The organism is Arthrobacter sp. AL12 (genome assembly GCF_029960645.1).
In the GTDB taxonomy this organism is placed as follows: Bacteria; Actinomycetota; Actinomycetes; order Actinomycetales; family Micrococcaceae; genus Arthrobacter.
Window position 1 is genome coordinate 31,562 of the sequence record NZ_JASBQY010000008.1, and the last position, 23,158, is coordinate 54,719.

Sequence of the window (23,158 nt, forward strand, 5' to 3'; positions counted from 1 at the left end):
GTAGTGTTAGGAACTGGAATATTGGCAGGCAGCAGCCGCGGCTTAGGGCGCGGGCGCAGTGCGCTGATCGGGGGGTCCATTGGGTCCCCGGGCGCCGGCACGGAGAGGTCCTTCATTGACGATTACGCAGGGCGGGCAGCCCGGCAGCGAGCCGGCAGCCGGCCAGACCCGGGGCCGCAGGACCCTGCTGTCAAAATCACGTTCCGGCCGGCAGCGGGACAAGCGCTCGTCAGCAATGCTCGTCTCGGGACTGCTGGCACTGGCGCTGGGCATCACCGCGCTGAGCCTGCCTGTCCCGTACGTCGTGGAATCGCCGGGTCCCACATTCAACACCCTCGGCAATGACAACGGCCAACCGGTCATCAGCGTGACCGGCCGGGAGAGCTTTCCGGCCCAGGGCAACCTGGACCTGACCACGGTCTACGTCGACGGCGGCCCCAACGGGCCGGTGACGGTCTTCGAGGCGTTCTCCGCCTGGCTTGACGGCGCGAAAGGCGTCTATCCGGAGGAACTCATCTTTCCTACCGGGGTGACCAAGGAACAGTCCCAGCAAGAAAGCGCCGTCGCGATGACCACTTCGCAGGAGAACGCCGTGGCCTCAGCACTCCGGGAACTGGGGATCGCGTTCGAGCAGAAAATGCAGATTGCGGGCGTCCCCGAGGGCTCCGCGTCCGCCGGCAAGCTGCAGGAAAACGACGTGCTGGTGTCCGTTAACGGCAAGCCGGCGACCGCGCTGAGCGTCGTCCAGGCTGAACTGGCCGCCGGAAACGGCGCTCCGGTGGAGGTCGTCGTCGACCGTGACGGCAGCAACGTGGCCACCAGCATCACACCGGCCAGGACCGAGGCCGGGCGGTTCATCCTCGGGGTCCTGCTGCAGTACGAGTTCAAGTTCCCCTTCGACGTCAAAATCTCCCTGGAAAAGGTCGGCGGTCCCAGCGCCGGGATGATGTTCGCCCTGGGCATTGTGGACACCGTCACCCCCGGCGACCTGACCGGCGGCAAGCACATCGCGGGAACCGGAACCATCACCCCTGACGGCGCTGTCGGGCCGATTGGCGGCATCAGCCAGAAGATGCACGGCGCGCGCTCCGGCGGCGCCACGTTGTTCCTGGCGCCGGCCGCAAACTGCGAGGACGTCGTCGGTCATATTCCGGACGGTCTGCAGGTGGTTCGGGTCGAGAATCTGGCCGACGCACGGAAAGCGGTGGAACTGGCTGCATCCGGGGCCGACACATCCGGGCTTCCGGTTTGCTCCAGCAACTAGACTGGCGGCGGAACTAAGATCCGCCGCCACTCGTGGCACTTATGACGGCTTCGCCGCCCTGTTGGGGCGGTGCCGGCGGGGGCTAGACTGCAGCAACTTCGCGATCCTGCATGGAAGCACCGCACAGATAACTAAAAACCAGTAACTGACGACCAGCTATGAGGTACCGAGTTTGTCCCGTCCCGCCAGCACTGTCCCGCCCGGAAGACCCCAGCAACGACGAAGCGCACTGACGCCGACGTTGATTGTTGTGGCCTTGATTGTTGTGGGCTTCATCTTCTTCGCCAATGTCTGGACGGACGTCCTCTGGTACCAGCAGCTGGGCTTTTTCGAAGTCTTCCTGACCGAGAACCTGGCACGCATCGCCATCTTCCTGGCCGGTTTCGCCGTGATGTTCTCCGCCGTCTTCTTCGCCATCCGGATCGCCTACCACGCCCGCCCCGTGTACGCGCCGGACGCGGACATCCGGGACAACCTGAACCGCTACCAGGTCCAGCTTGAACCCATCCGGCGCGTCGTCATGATCGGGGTGCCGGTCCTCTTCGGCCTGTTCGCCGCAAGCGCCGCTGCCAGCCAGTGGCAAAAGGTGCTCCTGTTCCTGAACCAGGAATCCTTTGGCCAGAACGATCCGCAGTTCGGGCTCGACATCAGCTTCTACCTGATGACCCTCCCGTTCCTGGGCTTCGTCACCGGCTTCCTGATCAGCGTCACCATCGTCGCCGGCGTCGCGGGCATCCTGACACATTACCTGTACGGCAGCATCCGGATCATGGAACGCGGCATCTTCACCAGCCGCGCGGCGCAGATCCACCTCGCCGTCTCCGGCGCAGCCTTCCTGCTCCTGCTGGGCGCCAACTTCTGGCTGGACCGCTACGCCGCCGTGCAGAACAGCGGCGGCCGCTGGGCCGGTGCGCTGTACACGGACGTCAACGCCGTCATCCCCACCAAATCCATCCTGGCCGTGGCCGCGGTCCTCGTCGCCGTGCTGTTCATCGTCGCTGCGGTAATCGGCAAGTGGCGGCTGCCCGTCATCGGAACCGCCATGCTCGTCATCACCTCGATCCTTGCCGGCGGCGTCTACCCCTGGGTGATCCAGCAGTTCCAGGTCCGGCCCTCTGAGCAGACCCTCGAGAAGCAGTACATCGAACGCAACATCAACATGACCCGCGCGGCGTACGGCCTCGACAAGATCCAGGAGACCCGGTACAACGCCACCACCAACGCCACCACGGGCGCACTGGCCCCCGACGCGCAGACCACGGCCAATATCCGGCTGCTGGACCCCAACCTGATCTCCGACGCGTTCTCCCAGCTCGAGCAGTACCGGCCGTACTACCAGTTCCCCAAGGCGCTGAACGTGGACCGCTACGAGATTGACGGGAAGATCCAGGACACCGTCATCGCCGTCCGCGAACTCAACCCTGACGGGCTGAGCGCCAACCAGCAGTCCTGGCTGAACCGCCACGTTGTCTACACCCACGGCTACGGCGTGGTCGCCGCCAAGGGCAACAAGTTCACCGTCGACGGCAAGCCGGAGTTCCTGCAGGCCGGAATCCCGTCCACCGGCGTGCTCGGTGATGACTCGACGTACCAGCCGCGGATCTACTTCGGCGAGAACTCTGCTGACTACTCGATCGTCGGCGCCCCCGATGGCGCACCGAACCGCGAGCAGGACCGGCCGGCCGCCAAGGAAGGCGACGGAGAAACGCAGTACACCTTCACCGGCGAGGGCGGCCCGAACGTGGGCAGCTTCTTCAACAAGGTCCTCTACGCGGTCAAGTTCCAGTCCTCGGACCTGCTGCTCTCTGACGGTGTGAATGCCGAATCCCAGATTCTCTACGACCGCAACCCCCGGGAGCGTGTCGAAAAGGTTGCCCCGTACCTCACCGTGGACGGCAATGCCTACCCGGCCGTCGTCGACGGACGGGTGAAGTGGATCGTGGACGGCTACACGACGAGCCCGTACTACCCGTATTCGCAGCAGGAGCAGCTCTCCGAGGCCACCGCCGACTCGCAGACCACCGCGGGGCGGACAGCCTCCCTGCCCAACACCTCCGTCAACTACATCCGCAACTCGGTCAAGGCCACTGTGGATGCCTACGACGGCAAGGTCACGCTCTATGCCTGGGACGACCAGGACCCGGTGCTGAAGGCGTGGCAGAACATCTTCCCGACCTCGCTGAAGCCGTTCTCGGAAATGTCCGGGGAACTTATGAGCCACGTCCGCTACCCGGAGGACCTGTTCAAGGTCCAGCGGGAACTCCTGGGCCGGTACCACGTCACCCAGCCGGACAACTTCTACACCAACAACGACGCCTGGAGCGTCCCGAACGATCCGACCGTGCAGGACGACGTTAAGCAGCCGCCGTACTACATGTCCCTGAAGATGCCTGACCAGGACAACCCGGCCTTCCAGCTGACGTCCTCGTTCATCCCGCAGGTGGTCAACGGGAACGCCCGCAACGTGCTTTACGGATTCCTGGCCGCCGACTCCGACGCCGGCAAGGAGAAGGGTGTGAAGGCCGAGAGCTACGGCCAGCTCAGGCTGCTGCAGATCCCGCCGGAGGCCAACATCCCAGGCCCCGGGCAGGCGCAGAACAAGTTCAACTCGGACCCCACGGTCTCGCAGGCCCTGAACCTGCTGCGCCAGGGCGCCTCGGCGGTGCTCAACGGCAACCTGCTCACGCTGCCGGTGGGCGGCGGCATGGCATACGTCCAGCCGGTGTACCTGCGGTCCACGGGTGAAACCTCGTACCCCACGCTGCAGCGCGTCCTCGTGGCGTTTGGTGACAAGATTGGCTTCGCGCCGACCCTGGATGCGGCGCTGAACCAGTTGTTCGGCGGTGAGTCGGGTGCCAGCGCCGGGGACTCGGCTAACAACGGGCAGACGCCCACCACGCCTGCGACGCCGGGTGGGACACCATCCGCTCCGGGCAGCACGGACGCCAAGGCGGAGCTGAAGGCGGCCCTGGACGCGGCGAACGCCGCTATCAAGGCCGGCCAGGAGGCCCTCGCGAGGGGCGACTTCGCCGCCTACGGCGAGGAGCAGAAGAAGCTGACCGCTGCCCTGCAGCGGGCCATCGACGCCGAAGCCAAGATCGCGGCTGAAACTCCGGCTCCTGCACCGGCTGCCAGCCCGGCGCCGGATGCCACCACGCCGGCGGCCACCCCGGTCCCGACACCGAGCAGCTGACGCCGGGCCCGCCGGTTTACGGCTGGCCGATGCATGGCTGAAGGCCGGGTTCGCGCTCCCACCGGAGCGGGAACCCGGCCTTACCGTTTCCGGCCGGGCGCGGACGGCCCATGCCCCGGGATTGGGAGACGCACATCACGTCGCCCAGATTTGGCCTCAAGTTCACCGGCAGGTAGAGTTGATCTTGCGACGCGGGGTGGAGCAGTTCGGTAGCTCGCTGGGCTCATAACCCAGAGGTCACAGGTTCAAATCCTGTCCCCGCAACTGGAGAGAAGGTCCGGAACACTGGAAACAGTGTCCCGGACCTTCTGCTTTTAAGCCGGCAACTTGGGGCCAGGAAACCGGGCAGGGCAGTGGCCTGGAACGTGGTCCGGACGGTGGAGCCGGCAGTGTCCCGGAGGGGTGGTCCGGGCGGTGCCAAAAGTACGGTAGTGTTGATCTTGCGACGCGGGGTGGAGCAGTTCGGTAGCTCGCTGGGCTCATAACCCAGAGGTCACAGGTTCAAATCCTGTCCCCGCAACTGAAGACGAAAAGAAAGGCCCGGATCTGTTGATCCGGGCCTTTCTCGTTGCCGCAGCTCACTGGCTCGCCGGCACAGCGGGGCCGGGCGGGTCCAGGCCCGCCTTAGCCGTCCTTGAGCCGCTGGTAGGTCTCCAACGCCCGGGCACGGGACTCCGGCAGCCCGACAATCGGTTCCGGGTAGCCCGCTGCCGAACCACTGGCCTTCCACGGTTCGTGGATCGTCTTGTCGTCCAGCCCGGACAGTTCCGGGACGAACGCGCGCAGGTAGCGGGCGCCGGCGTCGAACTTCTTGCTCTGGGTGACCGGGTTGAAGATCCGGAAGTACGGCGAGGCGTCAGCGCCGGATCCGGCCACCCACTGCCAGTTCGCCGGGTTGCTTGCGGCGTCGGCGTCCACAAGCGTGTCCCAGAACCAGGCCTCGCCGAGCCTCCAGTCGGCCAGCAGGTTCTTGACCAGGAAGCTCGCGGCGGCCATCCTGACGCGGTTGTGCATCCAGCCGGTCTGCCAGAGCTGGCGCATCCCGGCGTCGACCATCGGGTAGCCGGTGCGGCCCTGCTGCCAGGCTTCGAGTTCGGCGTCGGAGGGTGTCTGCCAGGCGAAACGGTCAAACTCGGGCCGGTAGTTCCGGGTGGCCAGCTGCGGGTTCTCATAGAGCAGCTGCCAGCAGAACTCCCTCCAGCCGAGTTCGGAGCGGAAGATCCCGACGTCGGCCGGCGCGGCGGGCCCAAAGTGTTCCCGCAGCGCATGCCAGACGCGGAAGGGGCTGATCTCGCCGAACCGCAGATGCGCGGAGAGCCGGCTGGTTCCCTCGACCCCGGGGGTGTCACGGCCGGTGCCGTACGCCTCTGCCGGACCGTCCAGGAAGTCCTCCAGCCGCTGGTGGGCCCCGGCTTCCCCGGGCTGCCAGGTGCTGGCGAGGCCCGCGCTCCAGTCCGGCCGCCGGGGGAGCAGGCCCCAGCTGTCGAGCGGGTCGCCGGCGGGGAGCCGGCCCGCGGCGTCCGCTGCCGGGGCAGGGAGGCGCCCCGGGGCGTCAAGGGGGAGCCGGGGCTCCTGCCCGTCGAGGCAGGCCCGCCAGAAGGGCGTGAAGACCTTGTACGGCCCGCCCGCCCCGGTCCGCACCGTCCACGGCTCGAACATCAGGTTCGCCTGGAAGCTGGCCGCCGTCAGGCCCTGCTCCGCGGCCCAGGCCTTGACGCCGGCGTCCACCTCGCGTTCGGGGCCCCCGTAACGGCGGTTCCAGAGCAGCGTCGAGGCGCCGGTCTCCCGGGCGAGGTCCCGGATGATGTCGGTGGCCGCGCCGCGGCGCAGCAGCAGCCGGGATCCCGTGGCAGCAAGACCGGCGGCGAGATCCGCCAGCGAATGGTGCAGCCACCATTTCGTGGCGCCGCCGAGGGGCCGCACGCCGGGGGAGGACTCGTCGAGGACATAGACCACGGTCAGCGGCTGTCCCAGCGACGCAGCTTCGCTCAGGGCAGGGTTGTCGTCCAGCCGGAGGTCGTCGCGCAGCCAGACAAGGGTCGAAGACAGGGTTCCCGAAGACATGGGTCAACGGTACACGCGGCGCCCCGCCGCTGACGCACCACCCATGCACCGCTCCTGCACCGCATGCCGCACCACTCCCGCGCCGCTCCCGCGCCAGCGGGCACCGTCCGATTCACAACGGAGGCCGGGCCCGGACCATCGGTGGGACGGTCCGGGCCCGGCCTCTGCGGACCCGGTGCCAATAATCCGGCGGAAACGCGCCGGTGTGCGCCTACAGCTTGTCGAAGTCCGCCTCGTCGACGGTGGAACCGGCGGCGCGGTTTTCACCGGCGCCAATGGCGGCGGGGGAGCCGCCGGACTTCAACGCGGCAAGCCGCGCCTCAATCTCGGTCTGCTCGCCGAGGTCCTCCAGCGAGTTGAACTGTGCGTCCAGGCTGGAGGCGGCGAGTTCCTGCTGGCCGCGCACCTTTGCTTCTTCGCGGCGGATCTTCTCTTCGAAGCGGCCCACCTCGGACGTGGGATCCATGAAGTCGATGCTCTTCATGGCATCGTGCACCTGGGTCTGCGCCGCGGCAGTCTTGGAGCGGGCCACCAGCTCGTTGCGCTTGCTGGTGAGCTCGTTGAGCTTGCCCTTCATCTGCCCCAGGCCGTGCTTGAGCTTGTCCACGACCTCGGTCTGGGAGGCGATGCTCGGCTCGGCGGACTTTGCCTCGTTTTCCGCGGACATCTGGCGCTGCAGGGCAACCTTGGCGAGGTTGTCGAACTTCTCTGCGTCAACGATGTCGCCCTTGGCCCGGTACTCATCCGCCTTACGGGACGCGGCGAGGGCCTTTTTGCCCCAGTCCTGGGCGTTCTTGATGTCCTCGTTGTAATCGTCCTGGAGCATCCGCAGGTTGCCTATGGTCTGGGCTACGGCCGACTCCGCCTCGGCGATGTTGTTGGTGTAGTCCCGGACCATCTGGTCCAGCATCTTCTGTGGGTCCTCAGCCTGATCCAGCAGGGAATTGATGTTGGCCTTCGCCAGCTGCGCCATGCGGCCGAAAATGGACTGCTTCATGGTGTTACCTTTCGTCCTGCTCAGTGGTTCCCACTGAATTTCGGTGAACTGTGAAATGTACCGCTTCTATCCGCCGGTCGGAGTATTCCCGCCGGCGCCTAGTCTCTGTGCGTCCGGGCCGCAGCCGGACCCGGCAGCTAGAAGCTGCCCGAGTCCCCGCCCCCGAAGTCCCCTCCGCCGCCGCCAAAGTCTCCGCCGCCCCAGCCCCCGCCGGAATCTCCGCCGCCGCCCCAGCCCCCGCCGCCGCCGCCGTGCAGGATGGAGTTGATCAGGATGCCGCCGAGGATGGCACCGCCCAGGCCGCCGCCCCCGCCGCCGCCGAACATCCCGCCGCGGCCGTAGCCCTGGTTGGCGTAGTCGCCGAACTGGTCGACGTCGGACTGCGCCTGCTGCGCCGCCTGCGCCGCCAGCGAGTGCGCCTGCTGGGCGTACTGGAGGGCCGTGACCGGGTCGGTGCGCGAGATGGACAGTGCGTAGTCGAGGTTCCGCTGGGCTTCCGCCAGGCGGGTCCGGGCCTCGGTGCCCACGCCGCCCCGGCGGGCGGTGATGTAGTCCGAGGTCGCGCTGATCTGCGCCTGCGCGGACATGATGCTTTGCTGCAGCGAGGCCTGCGCACGGCGGGTCTGCTCCTGCTGGTCGCGGATCCCGGAGAGGGCCCCGTCCAGCGACTGGTGCGCCGTCTCGACCCGCTCCAGGGTGGCGATCGGATCGATCTTGCCGCCCTGGATTTCGGCCTTGACCTGAGCCAGGGCGGCTTCCACCGCGGCGACGGGTCCGGCGAGTTCAGGGTGCGCCCCCGACTGGATCAGAGCCCTGGCCTGGGCCAGGTCCTGGGAGGTGTCCACGACGGCGGACTCCAAACCGCTGCGGGCCTCGTCAAGGCGTCCGGCGACCTTTGTGATGGCGCCGATCAGCACGTTCGTCTGGTGCAGGCCTTCCTCCGCCGCGCGGACGGCGACAGCGGCCAGGCTGCCTTCGCCGGCATTGAGCTTCTCCTGGGCCGTGACCGAGGCGTTCTGCACGAAGGCGAGCCGTTCCTTGGCCTGGTTGATGTTGTCGCCGACCTGGACCAGGGCACTCTCGGCGTACTTGGCGCGCAGCTCGGCGAGGGACTTCTCGGCACTTGCGATCTTTGCTTCCGCCTCGCTGGCGCCCGCACTGACCGCTGCCAGCGCCTGCGGGGCATTCTTTTCCAGCTCGCGCAGCGAATCGAAGTCGGCCTTCTGTTCCTGGAGCGAGGCAAGCGCGGCCTCGGAACGGCGGATAATCTCACCGAGCCAGCTCCGCTGCTGCTCTTCGGTGTCCGGGATGTGGTCATCGAGCTGCTGCTGCAGTTTGAAGGACTCGGACATGTGGCCCTTGGCGTCCTGCAAAGCCTTCGTGAAGTTCCCGACGGCGGCGTCGCCGTACTGTGCCTGGGCGAAGCCAAGCTCCTGCTCACTGGATTTGATCGCGTCGTCCGCCTCGATCAGCAGTGAGCCGCTCTTGCGGCGCAGTTCCTCGACGGTGAGCCCGGCCAGCGGATCCAGCTCGGCGCCCTCGGGGCCGTTGCCTGCGGCGGCGCCCAGGGCGGCTTTCTTCCGCCTGTTGCGGAGGTAGAGATATGCGCCCGCACCGCCTGCCGCAACGACACCTACGCCCACGAGCACGGCGTTGCCGGCGCCGTCCCCCGAGGAAACCGAGCCGCTTCCGCCCCCAGCGGCGTCGCCGGTGGCAGTGGCAGTGTCAATGGCCGCCTGCGCAAAGTCCCGCTTCCCGCCTGCGAGGTTGGGCACGATGGCGTTCTGGGTGATGTTGCTTGTCTTGGGATAGATGGCGCTGGCCGAGTTGGGCGAGAAGTAGTATTTGCCGTCGTCGGACATCGTGAGGATCACGTCAGCTTTGCCCATGCCCTTGTTAGTGGCTACGGCCTGCGCCCAGCCTTTAGGGTCGGTGGGGTTTTCGAAGGTCTTCGCTGTGATCACATAGAGGTTGTACTTGTGGTCTTTAAGGAGCTTCTGGATGGCGTCCTGGACTTCGCCCTTGCGGTTTCCGAGGACGTTGCCGCTGTCGACGATGTTTTGACCGGAGGGAATGGTCACCGGATCTTCGGCGAGGGCCGGAGCGGCGGGAAACGCCAGCAGTCCGACGACGCCAAGAACGGCGAGGAGGCGTTTATAGGTAGACCGCATGTGCAACCCTTCAGCACTTCTGCGACCAGTTCGGGCCGAACCGGTCGTCACAGAATGCAGCAGCGCCCCCACGCAGATGTAAAGCCGCAGGTCGCTGTGGCAATTCCATTTGATTCTATGGTGCACCCATTGGGCCGTCCACCGGCGGGAATATGCCACCAGCGAAAAGCGCTGAACCGCTCGGATCAATGCCGCACTCGGCGCTTCCGGTGTTCAGCAAGCTCCCAGCAAACGCGCGCCCTAGTATCAGTGAGTTCGTCCATAGTTAGATATAGACGAGGATGAAAGGAAGTCTTATGACTGAGAACCCAGCGCAGGGCCCGTCACCAGAGAACCGGGAGCCGGCCACGTCGAACGAGGGCGCTCCGGCGCATCCGCAGGCTGCCCCGGCGCCGGACTCAGCACCCGAGAATCCGACGCTCCGGCTGGACCAGGCCGCGGACATCTCCGCGCAGCCGGTCTACCCGCAGCACCAGCCGTCCTACGGCCGACCCCCGGCACCGGAGACGCACCAGTTCGGCGCCCCCCAGGGACACCTCCAGCAGGGCCACGCCCCGGGCCAGCCCAGCCCACAGCCCGCCCCCGGGTACGGACGGCCGGCCGGCAACTCCGCCTTCGGCCAGCCCCAGCCAACGCATGACGCGCAGGGCAACCCGCAGGGCAGCCAGGGGCCCAACGGCCAGCCCCAGCACGGCGGCTATGGCGGCAACCAGCCCGGGTCGCCGTATGCCTCCGACCCGGCCCACGCGCCGAAGCGCAAGGCTGCCTTCGGAGTCCCCACGCTGGTGGCCAGCATCCTCGCCGCCGGCCTGGTCGGCGGCGGCGTGGTCGCAGGCGCCACACAGTTGCTCGAGGGCCCGGCCATCACATCCACCGGGTCCGGCAGCAGCAGCAGCAGCCAGGCCGGCCCTGTCATCGTGAACAACCGCGAAGACGTGAACGCCATCACCGCGGCGGCCCTGAAGGCCACCCCCAGTGTCGTGACCATTAAGGCATCGAGCGGCAGTGAGGGCGGCACGGGCTCCGGCATCATCCTGGACGGCGAGGGCCATGTCCTCACGAACACGCACGTTGTCACCCTCGACGGCACGGCGGCCAACGCCGCGATCGAAGTCCGGATGAGTGACGGCAGGGTCTACAGCGCCGAGGTCGTCGGCACGGATCCGCTGTCCGACCTCGCCGTGGTGAAGATCCAGAACGGCACCGGTCTGGTCCCGGCAGTCCTGGGCGACTCCGGCAAGCTGAACGTCGGCGATACCGCCGTCGCGATTGGATCGCCGCTGGGCCTTACCGGGACCGTGACTGACGGCATCGTGTCGACCCTGAACCGCACCATCAGTGTTGCCTCATCGGCCGCGCCGAAGGAAGGCACGGACGGCTCGCAGGGCGGCGACCAGGGCTTCCAGTTCGCCCCGCCGGACGGCGGGCAGAGCCAAAGCACCGCCAACCAGGGAAGCATCTCGATCAACGTGATCCAGACGGATGCCGCCATCAACCCGGGCAACTCCGGCGGCGCCCTGGTCAACACCAAGGGGGAGATCATCGGCGTGAACGTCGCGATCGCCTCCGCCGGCGGTACCGCCGCCAGCAGCGGCAACATCGGCGTTGGCTTCAGCATCCCGATCAACCACGCCAAGCGCGTCGCCCAGGAGATCATCAGCACGGGCAAGGCCTCGCACGGCCAGTTCGGCGTGAGCGTAAAGCAGAAGACCGCGAGTTCCTCGGCCTCCGGTTTCTCCATCGGGGCGGAGGTCGCGACTGTGGAGCCCGGCTCCGCCGCCGACAAGGCCGGCGTCAAGGTCGGCGACGTCGTGACGAAGTTCCAGGACCTCGCGATCAGCGACCCGAACCAGTTGACCGCCGCCGTGCGCGAGCAGCCCGCGGGGGCCTTGGTCAAGGTCATGGTCCTCCGCGGCGGCAAGGAACAGCAGCTGGACGTGACCCTCGGCGCGGCCGCCGAGCAATAGGACCAGCACCCGGCGTCACCACCCGGAGGCCGGACGGCACAACCGTCCGGCCTTCGCCGTCCGCGGCCCTGACACAGGCCTTAACCGAAGCCGTGCCCGTGCTCCCCGATATGGTTAGCTAGGACTTACCCGGCACTCCGGGCGCTCCGTGGCCAGGACCCTACCCGGCTGGCTGTCCACCCGCATGGAAGGCTGCTGTAAACACAGTGGAAGAGACATTGAAGATCATCGTGCTGGTCAAGCACGTCCCTGACGCCCAGTTCGACCGGCACCTCACCGGCGAGGGCAACACGGCGGACCGCTCCGAGAGCATCCTGTCCGAACTGGATGAGTACGCCCTCGAAGCCGCACTGCAGCTGATCGAGGCCCGCGGCGGTGAAGCGGCCGGCAATAAGGTCATTGCCTTGAGCATGGGTCCCGCCGGGGCGGTCAACGCCGTGAAGAAGTCCCTGCAGATTGGCGCCACCGAAGGCGCCCACCTCAGCGATGACGCGCTGGCCGGGTCCGACGCCGCCGCTACCTCGCTGGCACTGGCCGCCGCCATCCGCCACCTCGGTGCGGACACCCCCGCCGACCTCATCATCACCGGCATGGCCTCCACGGACGGCGAAACGTCCCTGGTTCCGGCCCAGCTCGCGGAGCGCCTCGACCTTCCGCAGGTCACCTTCGCGGCCTCGCTGGAGCTCGACGGCGGCAAGCTCACCGCCCGCCGCGACGGCGACTCGCACGCGGACACGGTCGAGGCCACGCTGCCGGCCCTCGTCTCGGTCACGGACCAGATCAACGACCCCCGCTACCCGAATTTCAAGGGCATCATGGCGGCGAAGAAAAAGACCATCACCACGTTGAGCCTTGCGGACATCGGCGTCGACCCCGCGCAGGTTGGACGGACCGGATCCTGGACCGCCGTCGAATCCGCCGAGGTACGCCCGGCGCGCACTGCCGGCACCATCATCACGGACGAGGGCGACGCCGGCATCCAGCTGGTTGAGTTCCTGGCCGCCCAGAAGCTGCTCTAAGGGGACTACCAGACATGGCAAAAGTGCTTGTATTCATTGACAACCCCGGCCCGGCCCTGAAGAAGGCCAGCCTGGAGCTGCTCACCATCGCCCGGTCCCTGGGCGAGCCGGCCGTCGCCTTCAACGGAGAGCTGCACGACGACGTTGCGGCGACACTGGGAGCCTACGGCGCCCAGGCGCTGTACCGGCCCTCCACCGCGGACCTCGACGACTACCTCGTCGGCCCCAAGGCCTCCTACCTGGCCGCCGCGGTGCAGACCGCCGAGGCCACCGTCGTACTGACCGAGAACTCGGCGGAGGCTAGGGAAATCGCGGCCAGACTGGGCATCAAGCTCGGTGCCGGCGTCATCACCGACGTCGTCGCCGTGGACCCGGACGGAACCGCGCACAAGTCCGTGCTGGCCGGCTCCTGGACAACCACGGCGAAGGCGTCGACGCCGGTCGCGGTCCTGACGGTCAAGTCCAACAGCATCACCCCCGACCCCGCCGTCACCGGCACCGCGCCGGGAACCGTCACCGTGGAGGTGCCGGCGACCGCCACCGCGGCTTCGGCCCGGATCACGGCCCGCAACGAGAAGGCCGCCAGCGGCCGCCCGGACCTCGCAGAGGCGCGGATTGTGGTGGCCGGCGGCCGCGGCGTCGACGGGAACTTCGGCCCGGTGGAAGACCTGGCCGATGCCCTCGGTGCCGCCATCGGCGCCTCCCGGGCCGCCACCGATGCCGGCTGGATCGGCCACGACGCGCAGATCGGCCAGACCGGCAAGACCGTGTCTCCCCAGCTGTACATCTCGGCGGGTATCTCCGGGGCCATCCAGCAGAAGGCCGGCATGCAGACCGCCAGGGTGATTGTGGCCGTGAACAAGGATGCCGAGTCGCCCGTTTTCGAGATCGCCGACTTCGGCATCGTCGGGGACCTCTTCCAGGTCCTGCCGCAGGCAACCGCAGAAATCAAGAAGCGCAAGGCCTGATTCCTTGAACACCTTCGCCGCGCAGGCGCAAAGCCCGCTCGATCCGGAACACCACCGGATCGAGCGGGTGCTCTGTTTCGCCGCGCACCCGGACGATATCGACTTCGGCGCAGCGGGCACCATCGCGGCCTGGACCGCCGCAGGGGTGCGGGTCAGCTACTGCATCATGACCGACGGGGACGCCGGGGGTTTTGACCCGGCGCAGCGGGATGAGATTGTCCGGCTGCGGAACGAGGAACAACGCCGTGCCGCCGCGCTCGTCGGAGTGACCGATATCCACTACCTGCACGAGCGCGACGGCTACCTTGAGCCCTCGCACGCCGTGATCCGGGAGGTGGTGCGGCTGATCCGTCAGTTGCGCCCCGACGTTGTGCTCTCGATGCACCCGGAACGGAACTGGAACCGGATCCAGAAGAGCCACCCCGACCATCTGGCGGTGGGGGAGGCGGTGACCCGGGCGGTGTATCCGGCGCTGGAGAACCCGTTCGCGTATCCCGAGCTGGCCGAGGCGGGGCTTAAGGCTTACAAACTGCCGTGGCTGTGGCTCTTCGCCGGGCCGGAGGAACGCGAAAACCACGTCGTCGACGTTACCGGCCACGTCGAGGCCAAACTCGCCGCGATCCACATCCACGTCAGCCAGCACCCGGACGTCGAGGCCACGGACCGCACCGTCCGCGGGCTGATGCTCCGGACCGCGGAACGGGGCGGTCTCCCCGCCGGCCGCAGCGCGGAGGCCTTCCACGTCGTCACAGTCAACGGACCGGGGACCATCGCCGGGTTCTAGCCTTGCCCCGGAGCTGCTCTCTCCCCTAAGCTGGGGTTTAAATCATATTTATTTGAGGGAGGCAGGCTTTGATGGCGAAAACTGCGCAGCACCCAGTGCTCGTGATCATGGGCGTCTCGGGATCAGGAAAGTCAACGGTGGCCGGCCTCCTGGCCGGCCGGCTGGGCTGGGATTTCGCGGAAGGCGATGATCTGCATCCCGCGTCGAGCGTGGCGAAGATGCAGGCCGGCCAGCCCCTGACCGACGCCGACCGCTGGCCCTGGCTGGAAAGCATCGCCGGCTGGATCCGGCAGCACACGGACTCCGGCATTCCCGGCGTCGTGACGTGCTCGGCGCTCAAGAAGCGTTACCGGGATGTCCTGCGCGGCGACGGTGTCGTGTTCGTGTTCCTGGACGGGAGCAGGGACCGGATCTCGGACCGGCTGGCATCCCGGCACGGGCATTTTATGCCCCCGTCCCTGCTCGAGTCCCAGTTCGAGGCCCTCGAGGCTCCCGCCGGGGACGAAAAATTCATCACGCTCAGCGTCAGTTCGGCGCCTGCGGATGAAGCGCAGGAGATCATCGACCGGCTCGACCTCGGCGCCGGATACAGCGGCGCCCGGGCGGCCCGCGGCGCCGGTGGCGCCGGCAGGGCGTAGCCGAAACCGGCGGCCGGCACCGACAGCACAAAGCCGGGCAGGCTTTGGACCTTCAGGAGGTCCAAAGCCTGCCCGGCTTCGTTGGCGCGGGTTGGGTCCAGGCCCCGTCGTCAGGCGCCCAGCGGGGCTTCGGCGACGGTCGGGGTGGTTGGCGACGCCGATCCACCGGTCGGTTCCACCGTGATGCCGAGGGCTGACGCCGTGCTGATGCCCTTGACGACGGCCGGCTTGGACAGCGCCTCCGCGTCCATCAGGCCCTGGGAGACCGGCGCCGAGCCGTCCTTGGGGATCAGCCACATCTGGTAGACCTTCCCGGCAGGCGGCGCCGGGACGTCGTTCATCTTGACGACGATCGCGTCCTTTGACGTCGAGAGGGACACCGTGGCCGTGCCGCCGCCGGTGACGTTGACGGTCGCCTGACGCACATCGCCGGCCTGCAGGACCTGGTTCAGTGGATCGTTCTGGTTTGCCACGTAGGCGCCGACGCCGACACCGCCCAGGGCGATGATGGCTGCGGCCGCGACGCCGACGAGCCAGTTGCGCATTCCCTGCGGCCGGCGCCGTTCCTCCCGGCGCTTCCGGGCGTCGCCGAGTTCGTCGGTGACGGGGAGCCCGGAGGGTTCCCGGACGGGGCGGGCGACGACCGGAGGGACCGCCGACAGCTCGTGGGACGGGTGGGCGCCCGGCATTGCAGGGGCGTCCTGGCTGGGCAGGGCCGCCATGATCCGGTCCAGCAGGCCGGCCGGCGGTTCTTCCTCGGCGGCGAAGCTGGTCGCGAGGGTCTCCCGGGCGTGGCGGACGCGCTCATTGAAGGCGGCGCGTTCGGCCTGCGGAGCCGAGAGGAGGTAAGCCTCGATGGCCGAGCGTTCGGCGGCGTCCACGGCGTCCAGGGCATACACCTCGGCGAGGTCTGCCGCGCGTCCCGAGGAGAGGTCAGTGGCGATATCCGCTGCAAAGCCGCCGGGGACGCGGCCGTTGTTCTGTGCGTTTGTGTCGGTCATCTCAACTCACCCCCAGACAGGTCTTCAGACGGATCAGTCCGTCGCGGATGCGGGACTTGATGGTGGGTACCGCAGCGTTGAGCTTCTCCGCGACTTCCCGGTAGGTGAGGCCGCCGTAGTAGGCCAGCCGCACGGATTCCTGTTGTGTTTCGGTCAGCGTCGCGAGGCACCGGACCACAGCCTCGGCCTCTAGCCTGCTGCCGACCTCGTCGGAGACCGAATCATGGTCGATGTCCTGGCTGCTGGCGCCGTATTTCGCTTCCCGGTCGGTGGAGGACTGGGAGGAACGGACCTTGTCCACGGCCCTGCGGTGCGAGATGGTCATGAGCCAGGCGAGCGGGCTGCCGGCCTCGGGGTTGAACTTGGAGGCGTTCTGCCAGACCTGGAGGAACACCTCCTGGGTGGTGTCCTCACTGAGTTCCACATCGATCAGTACGCGCCGGGCCATGCCGAAGACGCGCCGGGACGTGAGTTCGTAGAACTCGGCGAAGGCTGCCTGGTCGCCGGCGGCAATCTGCCCCAGCAGTGCGCCGAGGCGGCGGTTCACGTCGGCCGGCGTGCCAGGGGGAGCGGCGGCCTCGGGAATCGGGGCGTTGGGAGTGTCCATCACCTCCAAGCATAAGGTGCGCGCCGACAATCGCGGGTCAGGGCGGGCTGCTGCTGGGTCGTGGTCGCCCACAACACGCCGGGCTGGACATCTATCCACCTGCATGGTTGTCACCTGCCGCTCCTCGCTCCCTTCCACGTACGCTGCGCCCGTGAATGGAACTGGGCTTCAGCAGTGATTCGGGACGGCCGGGCCACCGGATGGGCCGGCAGGGGAAGAAGTTGCGGCGCCTACAGCCTGGCGCCGGCAAAACCGTTCTGGCGCCACGCCTCGTAGACCGCGATGGAGGCTGCGTTCGCAAGGTTCAGGGAGCGCAGCGCGGGCAGCATCGGCAGCCGGACGCGGGACGTGACGTGGGGGTCATGTTTGAGTTCCTCTGTCAGGCCCACTGATTCCCGGCCGAACAGCAGTACGTCCCCGGGCCGGTAACTGATGTCGGTGTAGGACGCCTCGCCGTCGGAGGTGAATGCGAAGACGCGCTCCGGAGCGAGGGCGGCCCAGGCGGCGTCGATGTCCGGGTGGACGGTCACAACGGCGAGGTCGTGGTAGTCGAGGCCGGCCCGGCGCAGCTTGGCGTCGGAGAAATCGAAGCCCAGGGGCTCGACCAGGTGCAGCTCGGCTCCGGTGATGGCGGCCAGCCGGATGGCGTTGCCGGTATTGCCGGGGATTTCTGGGGCGTGGAAGAGGATGCGGAACACGGTTCCATCCTAGCGAGCCGGCTAGTGCATCCCGCGCAGCAGCCGGGCCAGCACCGGGACGATGACGGTGTTGGGGGCCGGTCCGGAACCCAGGAACTGCTTGAGTCCGCGGGCGAGCCCGGCGGCGTTGACCACCTGCACGGTCTCGTGCGACCCCGAACGGCGGTGCCGGTCGATCACCGGTTCGTGCAGGTTGCCGTCGGTGCTGTGGACCACGGTCCAGCCGGTGACGTTCAGTTCCGGAAAGATATCCTGCATGCGGCGCACCACATGGGCCAGCTGGGGCGGTGCGACGGACCGTCCGCCGTGGGTCAGGGCGCTGCCGTTCCAGGCATACGCTCCCGGCGGCAGCAGCATCGAGCCGATGATAGCCATGCGGTAGCCGGAGAGCACGACATGGTCGATATGGCTGTTGTCCGCCGGGGACTGCAGCCCGTTGATCAGCCGTGCGGCCGGGATGGCGGGGAGGATCTGCCGGCTGATGAGCTGCACCGTCCGCATCTCCCGTTGGATCCGGGCCTCGGCCCCGAAGATGCCGCGCTTGCGGGGCAACCCGTGGACCTGCTGGCTGGCCAGGCTCGCCGGGATCAGCGGCACCTCGCCGGTCCCGGCGTACTGTTCGAAGGGCGGGACGTAGACCGGGGCGTCGGAGGCCGTGTTCCGTGGCGTATTGGGGCGCCGGACAGTGGCCGAGGCTCGGCTGCCGGCCGCCGGGGCATCGAAGTGGGCTCCGTCGTCGGGGGCGGGCCCGGCGAAGGCGCCGCGGCCGCCCCCGTAGGACCGGTCGTAGTCGGCCCGGCTCTTGGCATCGATCAGCGTCTCGTACGCGAGTGTGACGCGCCGGAACGCTGCCGGGTCTCCGCCGTGATCGGGGTGCGCGGTGCGGGCGGCCTTGCGGTAGGCCACTTTGATTTCCTTTTCCGTCGCCGTGACGGGGATCCGGAGGACCTGGTAGTGAGAGCTGTTGCCCTGCGTCAAGCAAGAATCCTTTGCCTCGGTGGTGCCAGCCCATCCTGGACGTCCGGCGTGGCCAGTTTAACCGGCATGGGAAGAACGAGCGTACCGGCATTGAAGGTTCCCGACCACTGGCATAATTCAGCGCATGATCATCGCCGTCGCCGTCAACCCGCGGGCTTCCTTTGGCCGCGGTCGGCACGCCGGCAACGAAGCCGCCGCGTACTTCCGGTCAGCCGGGGCAGACGTAAGGGTCCTGTGCGAGGACTCGTACGACGCGCTGGCACGTGCCGTGGATAAGGCCCTCGCCGCAGGAATCGACGCCCTGGTGGTGGTGGGCGGCGACGGCATGGTCCACCTTGGCGTCAATGCCCTCGCCGGATCGGGCCTGCCCTTTGGCACGGTCCCGCTCGGGATTGTCCCGGCCGGCACCGGAAACGACATGGCGCGGGCGCTCGGCGTGCCGGCGCACAACGTTCCCGGCGCCTGCGCGGCGGTGCTCGCGGCCCTGGCCTCCGGCGGGAGGCTCATCGACGCCGGAAGGGCCTCGTCCCCCGGGACATCCCGTTGGTTTGCCGGTGTGGTCTCCGCCGGGTTCGACGCAGCCGTCAACGAACGGGCCAACGCCTGGCGGTGGCCCCGCGGCAAGGCCCGCTACTACCTGGCCATGCTCCGCGAACTCGCCTCGTTCCGGGCGATCGACTACACGGTGACGGCCGACGGCGAGAGCTGGCAGCAGCGCGCGATGCTGATTTCGGTCGCCAACGGCCAATATATCGGGGGCGGCATGAAGATCACGCCCCAGGCCATGCTCGACGACGGGCGCCTGGACCTCTTCATCGTCGGCCCGTTGTCCCGGCTGGCCCTGCTGAGGGTCTTTCCGAAGGTCTTTTCCGGCGGCCACCTCGGGCATTCGGCCGTACACATCCGGTGCGTCCGCAAGGTGGAGCTGTCCGCGGATGCGGTGGTGGCCTATGCGGACGGTGAGCGGATCGGGCCGTTGCCGCTCACCATCGAGGTGGTTCCCGGGGCCGTGCGGGTCCTGGCCTAGCAGGGCGGCAAGGCCGGCCGCCGGGTCCCGGCGATGCTTTCGCGGCGAGAGTCTAGACTCGTGCGGGGGCTCCGGGCAGGAACGCGGAGCCGGGATGGCGAATTGGGGCGGAGCGGGGCATGGGAAGCAAACGGGAAACCGGCGTCACGGCAATGGCTGGTTCCCGTCACGCCCTCCGCGCAAAGCGGGGGAACCGCGCGTTCCTGGCGTTCGCGACCGCGGTCGCGCTGGCCGGCTGCAGCGTCGGCGTTGCGGACCCGTCCGCACCCAAGGCGGCGCCGGCGACTCCGACTCTGGCCACGCCCACCATCACTCCCGGGCACGATGCCGCTGCGGTTGCGGCGCGGGACATGCCCTTTCCCGCCGGCGGCACACTGGAGGCCGGCGTGCCCGTCCGGCTCTCCGACGGGCTGCGTGAGGTGCCGCGGTGGACTCCGGGCAAGGAAAACGTCGCCGGGACCAGTGAGTACGTCAAGGAGGACGGCTGTGTGGTCTCGGCAAAGGTCCGGGGCAACCAGGCCGCCCTCGCCGTTTCCGGAGATGACAGGGCATCCACGGAAGCGCTCTTCCATTACCTTGATGCCAGCATTCTTCCGGCCTACCTGAAACCGGAGACCTTGCGCTGGGGCGGAGAACCCGGCAAACCTGCCCCGCGCGTCGAGGTTCTTGTGTATACGGGCGGAGAGCGGGGCGGTGCCCGGGCCACGGCAGTCTACGCACGGCTGTTCAGTGCCTCGGGCTCCTCCGTGTACCTGTCCGTCTCCTGCCCCGACGCCGCGACTCTGGCCGCGGCCCGGACCGACGCCGAGGCGTGGATCGCCGTCGTACCTCCGTCGGGTTGAGACCTCCGCGTGGCTGGGTCTGCCCTTCGGTAGGCCCAGTAGGCCCAGCCCAGGTCCGTGGAGGGAACGGTTCACTCCTGTCTGGTCTGCGAGAGCCGAGTCAACCGGACTCCGGGCGCGATTCCGTAGACTGGCCAGGGGACTCCATGGCGGCAATGTTTGCGGCGGCGACGTCGCGGACGTGGATGAAGCTTCGCCGCTGTGCGCCGCCTTCAAACACCCTTGGTGCCTCGCCGCGGGCGAGAGCTGAGCGGAAGAGGGAAGCAACCCCGGCGTAGGGCGTGTCCCTCGGCATCCGCGGCCCGTAAACATTGTGATATCTCAGCGCAATCGCCGTGCCGGCGCCAGCCCGGGCCCAGGAGGCGGCAGGATGTTCCTGGCTCAGCTTTGATGCAGCGTAGACATTCCGCGGGTCCAGCCGGGCATCTTCTGTGACAAGCCCCGGAACCAGGATTTCTCCGGTCTGCAGGCTCCGGGGATCACCTTCGCACTTTGGTGGCACACGGTGGTGATTCCATCCAGTGCGCGCTGCACCGTTGCCGCGTAGGTGGCGTCGCCGGTCATCAGCTCCACCCGGGGGTCCAGCATGGGCGGGTCAGGGTGGATGGGCGGCCAGGGAGTCCAGGATGCGCACCTGCCAGCCTTTGTCCAGGGCGGCATCAACAATGTGGGAGCCCCTTGAAACCGGCTCCTCCGGTGACCAGGAGCCTCATCCGGCATCCATCCCGCCGGGCGAGGCCGGCTGGGCCATGGTCCTGTCCACGGCGGACTGGTCCGTGTGCCGCGGCGGGACGTAGTCGCCGCCGATGGCTGCGACGGTTGCCGCCACAATAGTGAGGATGTGCTCCTGGGCGTTCCTGAGCCGGTCAATCACCGCGCCTGCAGTGACAGGGGCCGATCCGTCGTGGCCGGTATCGGAGTCCGTGACGTAGGCCAGATTGGCGAAGCCCATGTTCAGTTCAGCGGCCAGGACGGGTTCCGGGTACTGGGTCATGCTGATGATGTCGGCACCACCGGCCAGGTACCAGGCCGATTCGGCTGTCGTCGGGAAGCGGGGCCCGTTGATGGCTACCACTGTCCCGGTGGGCGCATGCGGGAACCCGGCGGCCGCCAGCGACTCGGACAGACGCGCCCGCAGCCCCGGGCAGAAGGGCTCCGAGGCCGGCAGGTGCTGCACCCCGACAGGTTCGGCGCGACGGAAGGCCGCACCGTCGAAGAAGGTGTCCGCCCGGCCCCAGGTGCGGTCAGTCAGCTGATCCGTGACGACGAAGGTATCCGGCGCATACTGTGTCCGGAGGCCGCCGACGGCCGATGAGGAAAGGACTGCCTCGACGCCAAGGATCTTGAGCGCCCACAGATTGGCGCGGTAGTTGATCCTGTGCGGGGGAAGCGAGTGGTCGTCGCCATGCCGGGGCAGAAACGCCACGGTGCGCCCGGCTATTTCCGCCAGCGTCACAGGGCGTCTGAATACCCTGGCTCACCGTTTCTTCCAATCTGTTGTAATGCCGTCCGGCACGAACCTGGCCCGGTGGCGCAGCCAGGCGGCGGCGGCCACGGCAAGGGCTGCGGCGAGAAGGGCGGCCTGGTTGATCATCGCGTCAGACGGTGCGGTGGAGGGGCCCATGTAGATGACATCCAGGGCGAGGATCACGCCGATGTACTCCCACCTGCGGCTCAGGACGATGAAGGGCAACAGCATCAGCGCGTACCAGGGGTAGTTGGGGCTCACGATCAGCAGCGTCAGTCCGATCATAAGCGTCTGCCGCTCCCAGATGTTCCGGGAATTCGTTGTGCGGAGCACAACCAGGGCGACCACCGCCAGTGCCGCGGCACTGAGTATGAGGGGCCATGGGCCGGCCGAGACGATCCGTGCCAGGCCGAACCTGAGGCCGCCGGCCTGGCTGTAGCCCTCTTCCTTGAGGTACTGGGGTAAAAAGCCCAGGACCCCGGAGCCGGCTGCCAGCAGAAAGGGCGCGTACAGGAGCAGGAAGGTGCAGGCCGCGGAGGCAATGAAACGTGCCGGATGCCTGAACAGCAGGGCGGGAGCGGCGATGAGGGGGATCAGTTTGGTGGCCACGGCGGCTCCGAAGGCAGCGCCGGACCGGAAGGGTTTGCCGGTAGCCAGCAGCATCCCCGCGCCGAGGAGCAGCGCGCCACCGAGCACGTCGATGTGGGCGTTGTTCACCGCTTCGAGCTGCATGAACGGGCTCCAGGCCCAAACGGCGGCCAGGCGGACGGGCAGGCCGGTGCAGGCCAGCACCCTGAGCAGCATCAGTGTGACGGCCGCACCGATTAGCAGCCCGCACAGCTGGAACGGCAGGTAGCCTACAGCGTCAGGGACCGCTGCCCGGACCGCGAGGAAATAGATCTCAGCCGTGGGAGGGTAAATCGTGGGCACATGCGGCCGGTTGATGGCCGTGCAGAGGGGGTTTCCGGACGGAAAACCCGTGGCGGCCACGGACTCTGTCCCAAACAGATCCACTGGACAGACAGCTTTCCCGTCAGGACCTGACGTGCCCGGCGCAAACAACCAGGCCGGCCGGTGATCGGCCAGGGTCTCATCGATGGGCACGAACGCATACGGGGAAACCCCGGCTTTCTGCACGATGCCGTCCCACGCATACCGGGCGGAATCGTTGCTGGTCCGGGGCGGGGCACTCATGGCAGCCAGCCCCAGCAGCACCATTCCTGCGATGACCAGGGCGCCGACGCGCTCCCGCGGCACGTGCCGCAGCGTACGCACAGCCGCGAGGAGAACCAGCCAGGAAAGGCAGGATCCGACGATGGGTGCCGAAGCAAACCGGTTGCCGGGAAGCACCATCCACCACAGCAAGAACGCACCTGCCGCCAGCAGCGCAAGCAACCGCGAAGCCAGCAGCGCCTGCAGCCTGAAACTGGTGTCCGCCGCTGCGTGCTCCCCCGTAGCGGGTTCCACCCCTT

At 67.9% G+C, this 23,158-nt stretch carries 19 protein-coding genes and 2 tRNA genes; 11 read left to right on the top strand and 10 right to left on the bottom strand.

Annotated elements, in window-relative coordinates; genetic code table 11:
• Positions 1–115 precede the first annotated feature (115 nt).
• From QK291_RS10630 to QK291_RS10645, 4 genes are all read left to right on the top strand, one after another.
• A complete protein-coding gene (locus QK291_RS10630; protein WP_282381556.1) occupies positions 116–1,264 on the top strand; it encodes a S16 family serine protease in 1,149 nt (382 codons plus the stop codon).
• Between the two features lie 172 nt (positions 1,265–1,436).
• On the top strand, positions 1,437–4,457 hold the full coding sequence (locus QK291_RS10635; protein WP_282381558.1) for a UPF0182 family protein: 3,021 nt from the start codon (positions 1,437–1,439) through the stop codon (positions 4,455–4,457).
• A 190-nt stretch (positions 4,458–4,647) separates the two neighbouring features.
• A tRNA-Met gene (locus tag QK291_RS10640) sits at positions 4,648–4,721 on the top strand.
• 182 nt (positions 4,722–4,903) lie between these two features.
• Positions 4,904–4,977, top strand: a tRNA-Met gene (locus QK291_RS10645).
• A gap of 104 nt (positions 4,978–5,081) precedes the next feature.
• On the opposite strand, the gene QK291_RS10650 is transcribed toward QK291_RS10645, so the two are convergent.
• The 3 genes from QK291_RS10650 to QK291_RS10660 form a co-directional block, all read right to left on the bottom strand.
• Positions 5,082–6,521, bottom strand: a complete 1,440-nt coding sequence (locus tag QK291_RS10650) for a deoxyribodipyrimidine photo-lyase (protein ID WP_282381560.1) — start codon at positions 6,519–6,521, stop codon at positions 5,082–5,084.
• A gap of 211 nt (positions 6,522–6,732) precedes the next feature.
• The gene (locus tag QK291_RS10655) at positions 6,733–7,518 is read right to left on the bottom strand and encodes a PspA/IM30 family protein (RefSeq protein WP_282381562.1); all 786 of its coding nucleotides are present in this window, start codon (positions 7,516–7,518) and stop codon (positions 6,733–6,735) included.
• Positions 7,519–7,655: 137 nt separating this feature from the next.
• Entirely contained in the window at positions 7,656–9,689 is a 2,034-nt protein-coding gene (locus QK291_RS10660; RefSeq protein ID WP_282381563.1) for a TPM domain-containing protein, read from the bottom strand.
• A gap of 296 nt (positions 9,690–9,985) precedes the next feature.
• Between QK291_RS10660 and QK291_RS10665 the strand changes: the two genes are divergently transcribed.
• The 5 genes from QK291_RS10665 to QK291_RS10685 all read left to right on the top strand — a co-directional run bounded on the left by QK291_RS10665 (position 9,986) and on the right by QK291_RS10685 (position 15,065).
• On the top strand, positions 9,986–11,656 hold the full coding sequence (locus tag QK291_RS10665) for a trypsin-like peptidase domain-containing protein (RefSeq protein WP_282381565.1): 1,671 nt from the start codon (positions 9,986–9,988) through the stop codon (positions 11,654–11,656).
• Positions 11,657–11,874: 218 nt separating this feature from the next.
• A complete protein-coding gene (locus QK291_RS10670; RefSeq protein ID WP_282381779.1) occupies positions 11,875–12,675 on the top strand; it encodes an electron transfer flavoprotein subunit beta/FixA family protein in 801 nt (266 codons plus the stop codon).
• Between the two features lie 14 nt (positions 12,676–12,689).
• On the top strand, positions 12,690–13,643 hold the full coding sequence (locus tag QK291_RS10675; protein ID WP_282381566.1) for an electron transfer flavoprotein subunit alpha/FixB family protein: 954 nt from the start codon (positions 12,690–12,692) through the stop codon (positions 13,641–13,643).
• Between the two features lie 4 nt (positions 13,644–13,647).
• Positions 13,648–14,427 carry a PIG-L deacetylase family protein gene (locus tag QK291_RS10680; protein WP_282381567.1) on the top strand — a complete coding sequence of 260 codons (780 nt, stop codon included), beginning with the start codon at positions 13,648–13,650 and terminating at the stop codon, positions 14,425–14,427.
• A gap of 71 nt (positions 14,428–14,498) precedes the next feature.
• Positions 14,499–15,065, top strand: a complete 567-nt coding sequence (locus QK291_RS10685) for a gluconokinase (protein WP_282381569.1) — start codon at positions 14,499–14,501, stop codon at positions 15,063–15,065.
• Positions 15,066–15,175: 110 nt separating this feature from the next.
• Here the strand turns inward: QK291_RS10685 and QK291_RS10690 are convergent, their stop codons facing one another.
• From QK291_RS10690 to QK291_RS10705, 4 genes are all read right to left on the bottom strand, one after another.
• On the bottom strand, positions 15,176–16,066 hold the full coding sequence (locus QK291_RS10690) for an anti-sigma factor (RefSeq protein ID WP_282381570.1): 891 nt from the start codon (positions 16,064–16,066) through the stop codon (positions 15,176–15,178).
• Position 16,067: 1 nt separating this feature from the next.
• Positions 16,068–16,673 (bottom strand): ECF RNA polymerase sigma factor SigK, encoded by a 606-nt coding sequence (sigK, locus tag QK291_RS10695; RefSeq protein WP_282381572.1) that lies wholly within the window; start codon positions 16,671–16,673, stop codon positions 16,068–16,070.
• A gap of 230 nt (positions 16,674–16,903) precedes the next feature.
• Positions 16,904–17,371, bottom strand: coding sequence for a tRNA (cytidine(34)-2'-O)-methyltransferase (locus tag QK291_RS10700; protein WP_282381574.1), 468 nt, complete (start codon positions 17,369–17,371; stop codon positions 16,904–16,906).
• Between the two features lie 21 nt (positions 17,372–17,392).
• Positions 17,393–18,349, bottom strand: coding sequence for a DnaJ domain-containing protein (locus QK291_RS10705; protein WP_282381576.1), 957 nt, complete (start codon positions 18,347–18,349; stop codon positions 17,393–17,395).
• 124 nt (positions 18,350–18,473) lie between these two features.
• On the opposite strand from QK291_RS10705, the gene QK291_RS10710 reads away from it, so the two are divergent.
• Together QK291_RS10710 and QK291_RS10715 are read left to right on the top strand one after the other, a co-directional pair.
• Positions 18,474–19,376: a YegS/Rv2252/BmrU family lipid kinase gene (locus tag QK291_RS10710; protein ID WP_282381578.1), complete on the top strand. Its 903-nt coding sequence runs from the start codon at positions 18,474–18,476 to the stop codon at positions 19,374–19,376.
• A 119-nt stretch (positions 19,377–19,495) separates the two neighbouring features.
• The gene (locus QK291_RS10715; RefSeq protein WP_282381580.1) at positions 19,496–20,218 is read left to right on the top strand and encodes a hypothetical protein; all 723 of its coding nucleotides are present in this window, start codon (positions 19,496–19,498) and stop codon (positions 20,216–20,218) included.
• A 100-nt stretch (positions 20,219–20,318) separates the two neighbouring features.
• Here the strand turns inward: QK291_RS10715 and QK291_RS19060 are convergent, their stop codons facing one another.
• The 3 genes from QK291_RS19060 to QK291_RS10730 form a co-directional block, all read right to left on the bottom strand.
• The gene (locus QK291_RS19060) at positions 20,319–20,720 is read right to left on the bottom strand and encodes an NAD-dependent epimerase/dehydratase family protein (protein WP_348994569.1); all 402 of its coding nucleotides are present in this window, start codon (positions 20,718–20,720) and stop codon (positions 20,319–20,321) included.
• Between the two features lie 207 nt (positions 20,721–20,927).
• Entirely contained in the window at positions 20,928–21,674 is a 747-nt protein-coding gene (locus QK291_RS10725; protein ID WP_282381581.1) for an MTAP family purine nucleoside phosphorylase, read from the bottom strand.
• 21 nt (positions 21,675–21,695) lie between these two features.
• A complete protein-coding gene (locus tag QK291_RS10730; RefSeq protein ID WP_282381583.1) occupies positions 21,696–23,153 on the bottom strand; it encodes a glycosyltransferase 87 family protein in 1,458 nt (485 codons plus the stop codon).
• Positions 23,154–23,158: the final 5 nt, after the last annotated feature.

Excerpts from the sequence above, each read along its gene's own strand:
- QK291_RS10650 (WP_282381560.1), bottom strand. The coding sequence starts at position 6,521 with ATGTCTTCGGGAACCCTGTCTTCGACCCTTGTCTGGCTGCGCGACGAC.
- QK291_RS10655 (WP_282381562.1), bottom strand. The coding sequence starts at position 7,518 with ATGAAGCAGTCCATTTTCGGCCGCATGGCGCAGCTGGCGAAGGCCAAC.
- QK291_RS10660 (WP_282381563.1), bottom strand. The coding sequence starts at position 9,689 with ATGCGGTCTACCTATAAACGCCTCCTCGCCGTTCTTGGCGTCGTCGGA.
- QK291_RS10665 (WP_282381565.1), top strand. The coding sequence starts at position 9,986 with ATGACTGAGAACCCAGCGCAGGGCCCGTCACCAGAGAACCGGGAGCCG.
- QK291_RS10675 (WP_282381566.1), top strand. The coding sequence starts at position 12,690 with ATGGCAAAAGTGCTTGTATTCATTGACAACCCCGGCCCGGCCCTGAAG.
- QK291_RS10685 (WP_282381569.1), top strand. The coding sequence starts at position 14,499 with ATGGCGAAAACTGCGCAGCACCCAGTGCTCGTGATCATGGGCGTCTCG.
- QK291_RS10690 (WP_282381570.1), bottom strand. The coding sequence starts at position 16,066 with ATGACCGACACAAACGCACAGAACAACGGCCGCGTCCCCGGCGGCTTT.
- sigK (WP_282381572.1), bottom strand. The coding sequence starts at position 16,673 with ATGGACACTCCCAACGCCCCGATTCCCGAGGCCGCCGCTCCCCCTGGC.
- QK291_RS10710 (WP_282381578.1), top strand. The coding sequence starts at position 18,474 with ATGATCATCGCCGTCGCCGTCAACCCGCGGGCTTCCTTTGGCCGCGGT.
- QK291_RS10715 (WP_282381580.1), top strand. The coding sequence starts at position 19,496 with ATGGGAAGCAAACGGGAAACCGGCGTCACGGCAATGGCTGGTTCCCGT.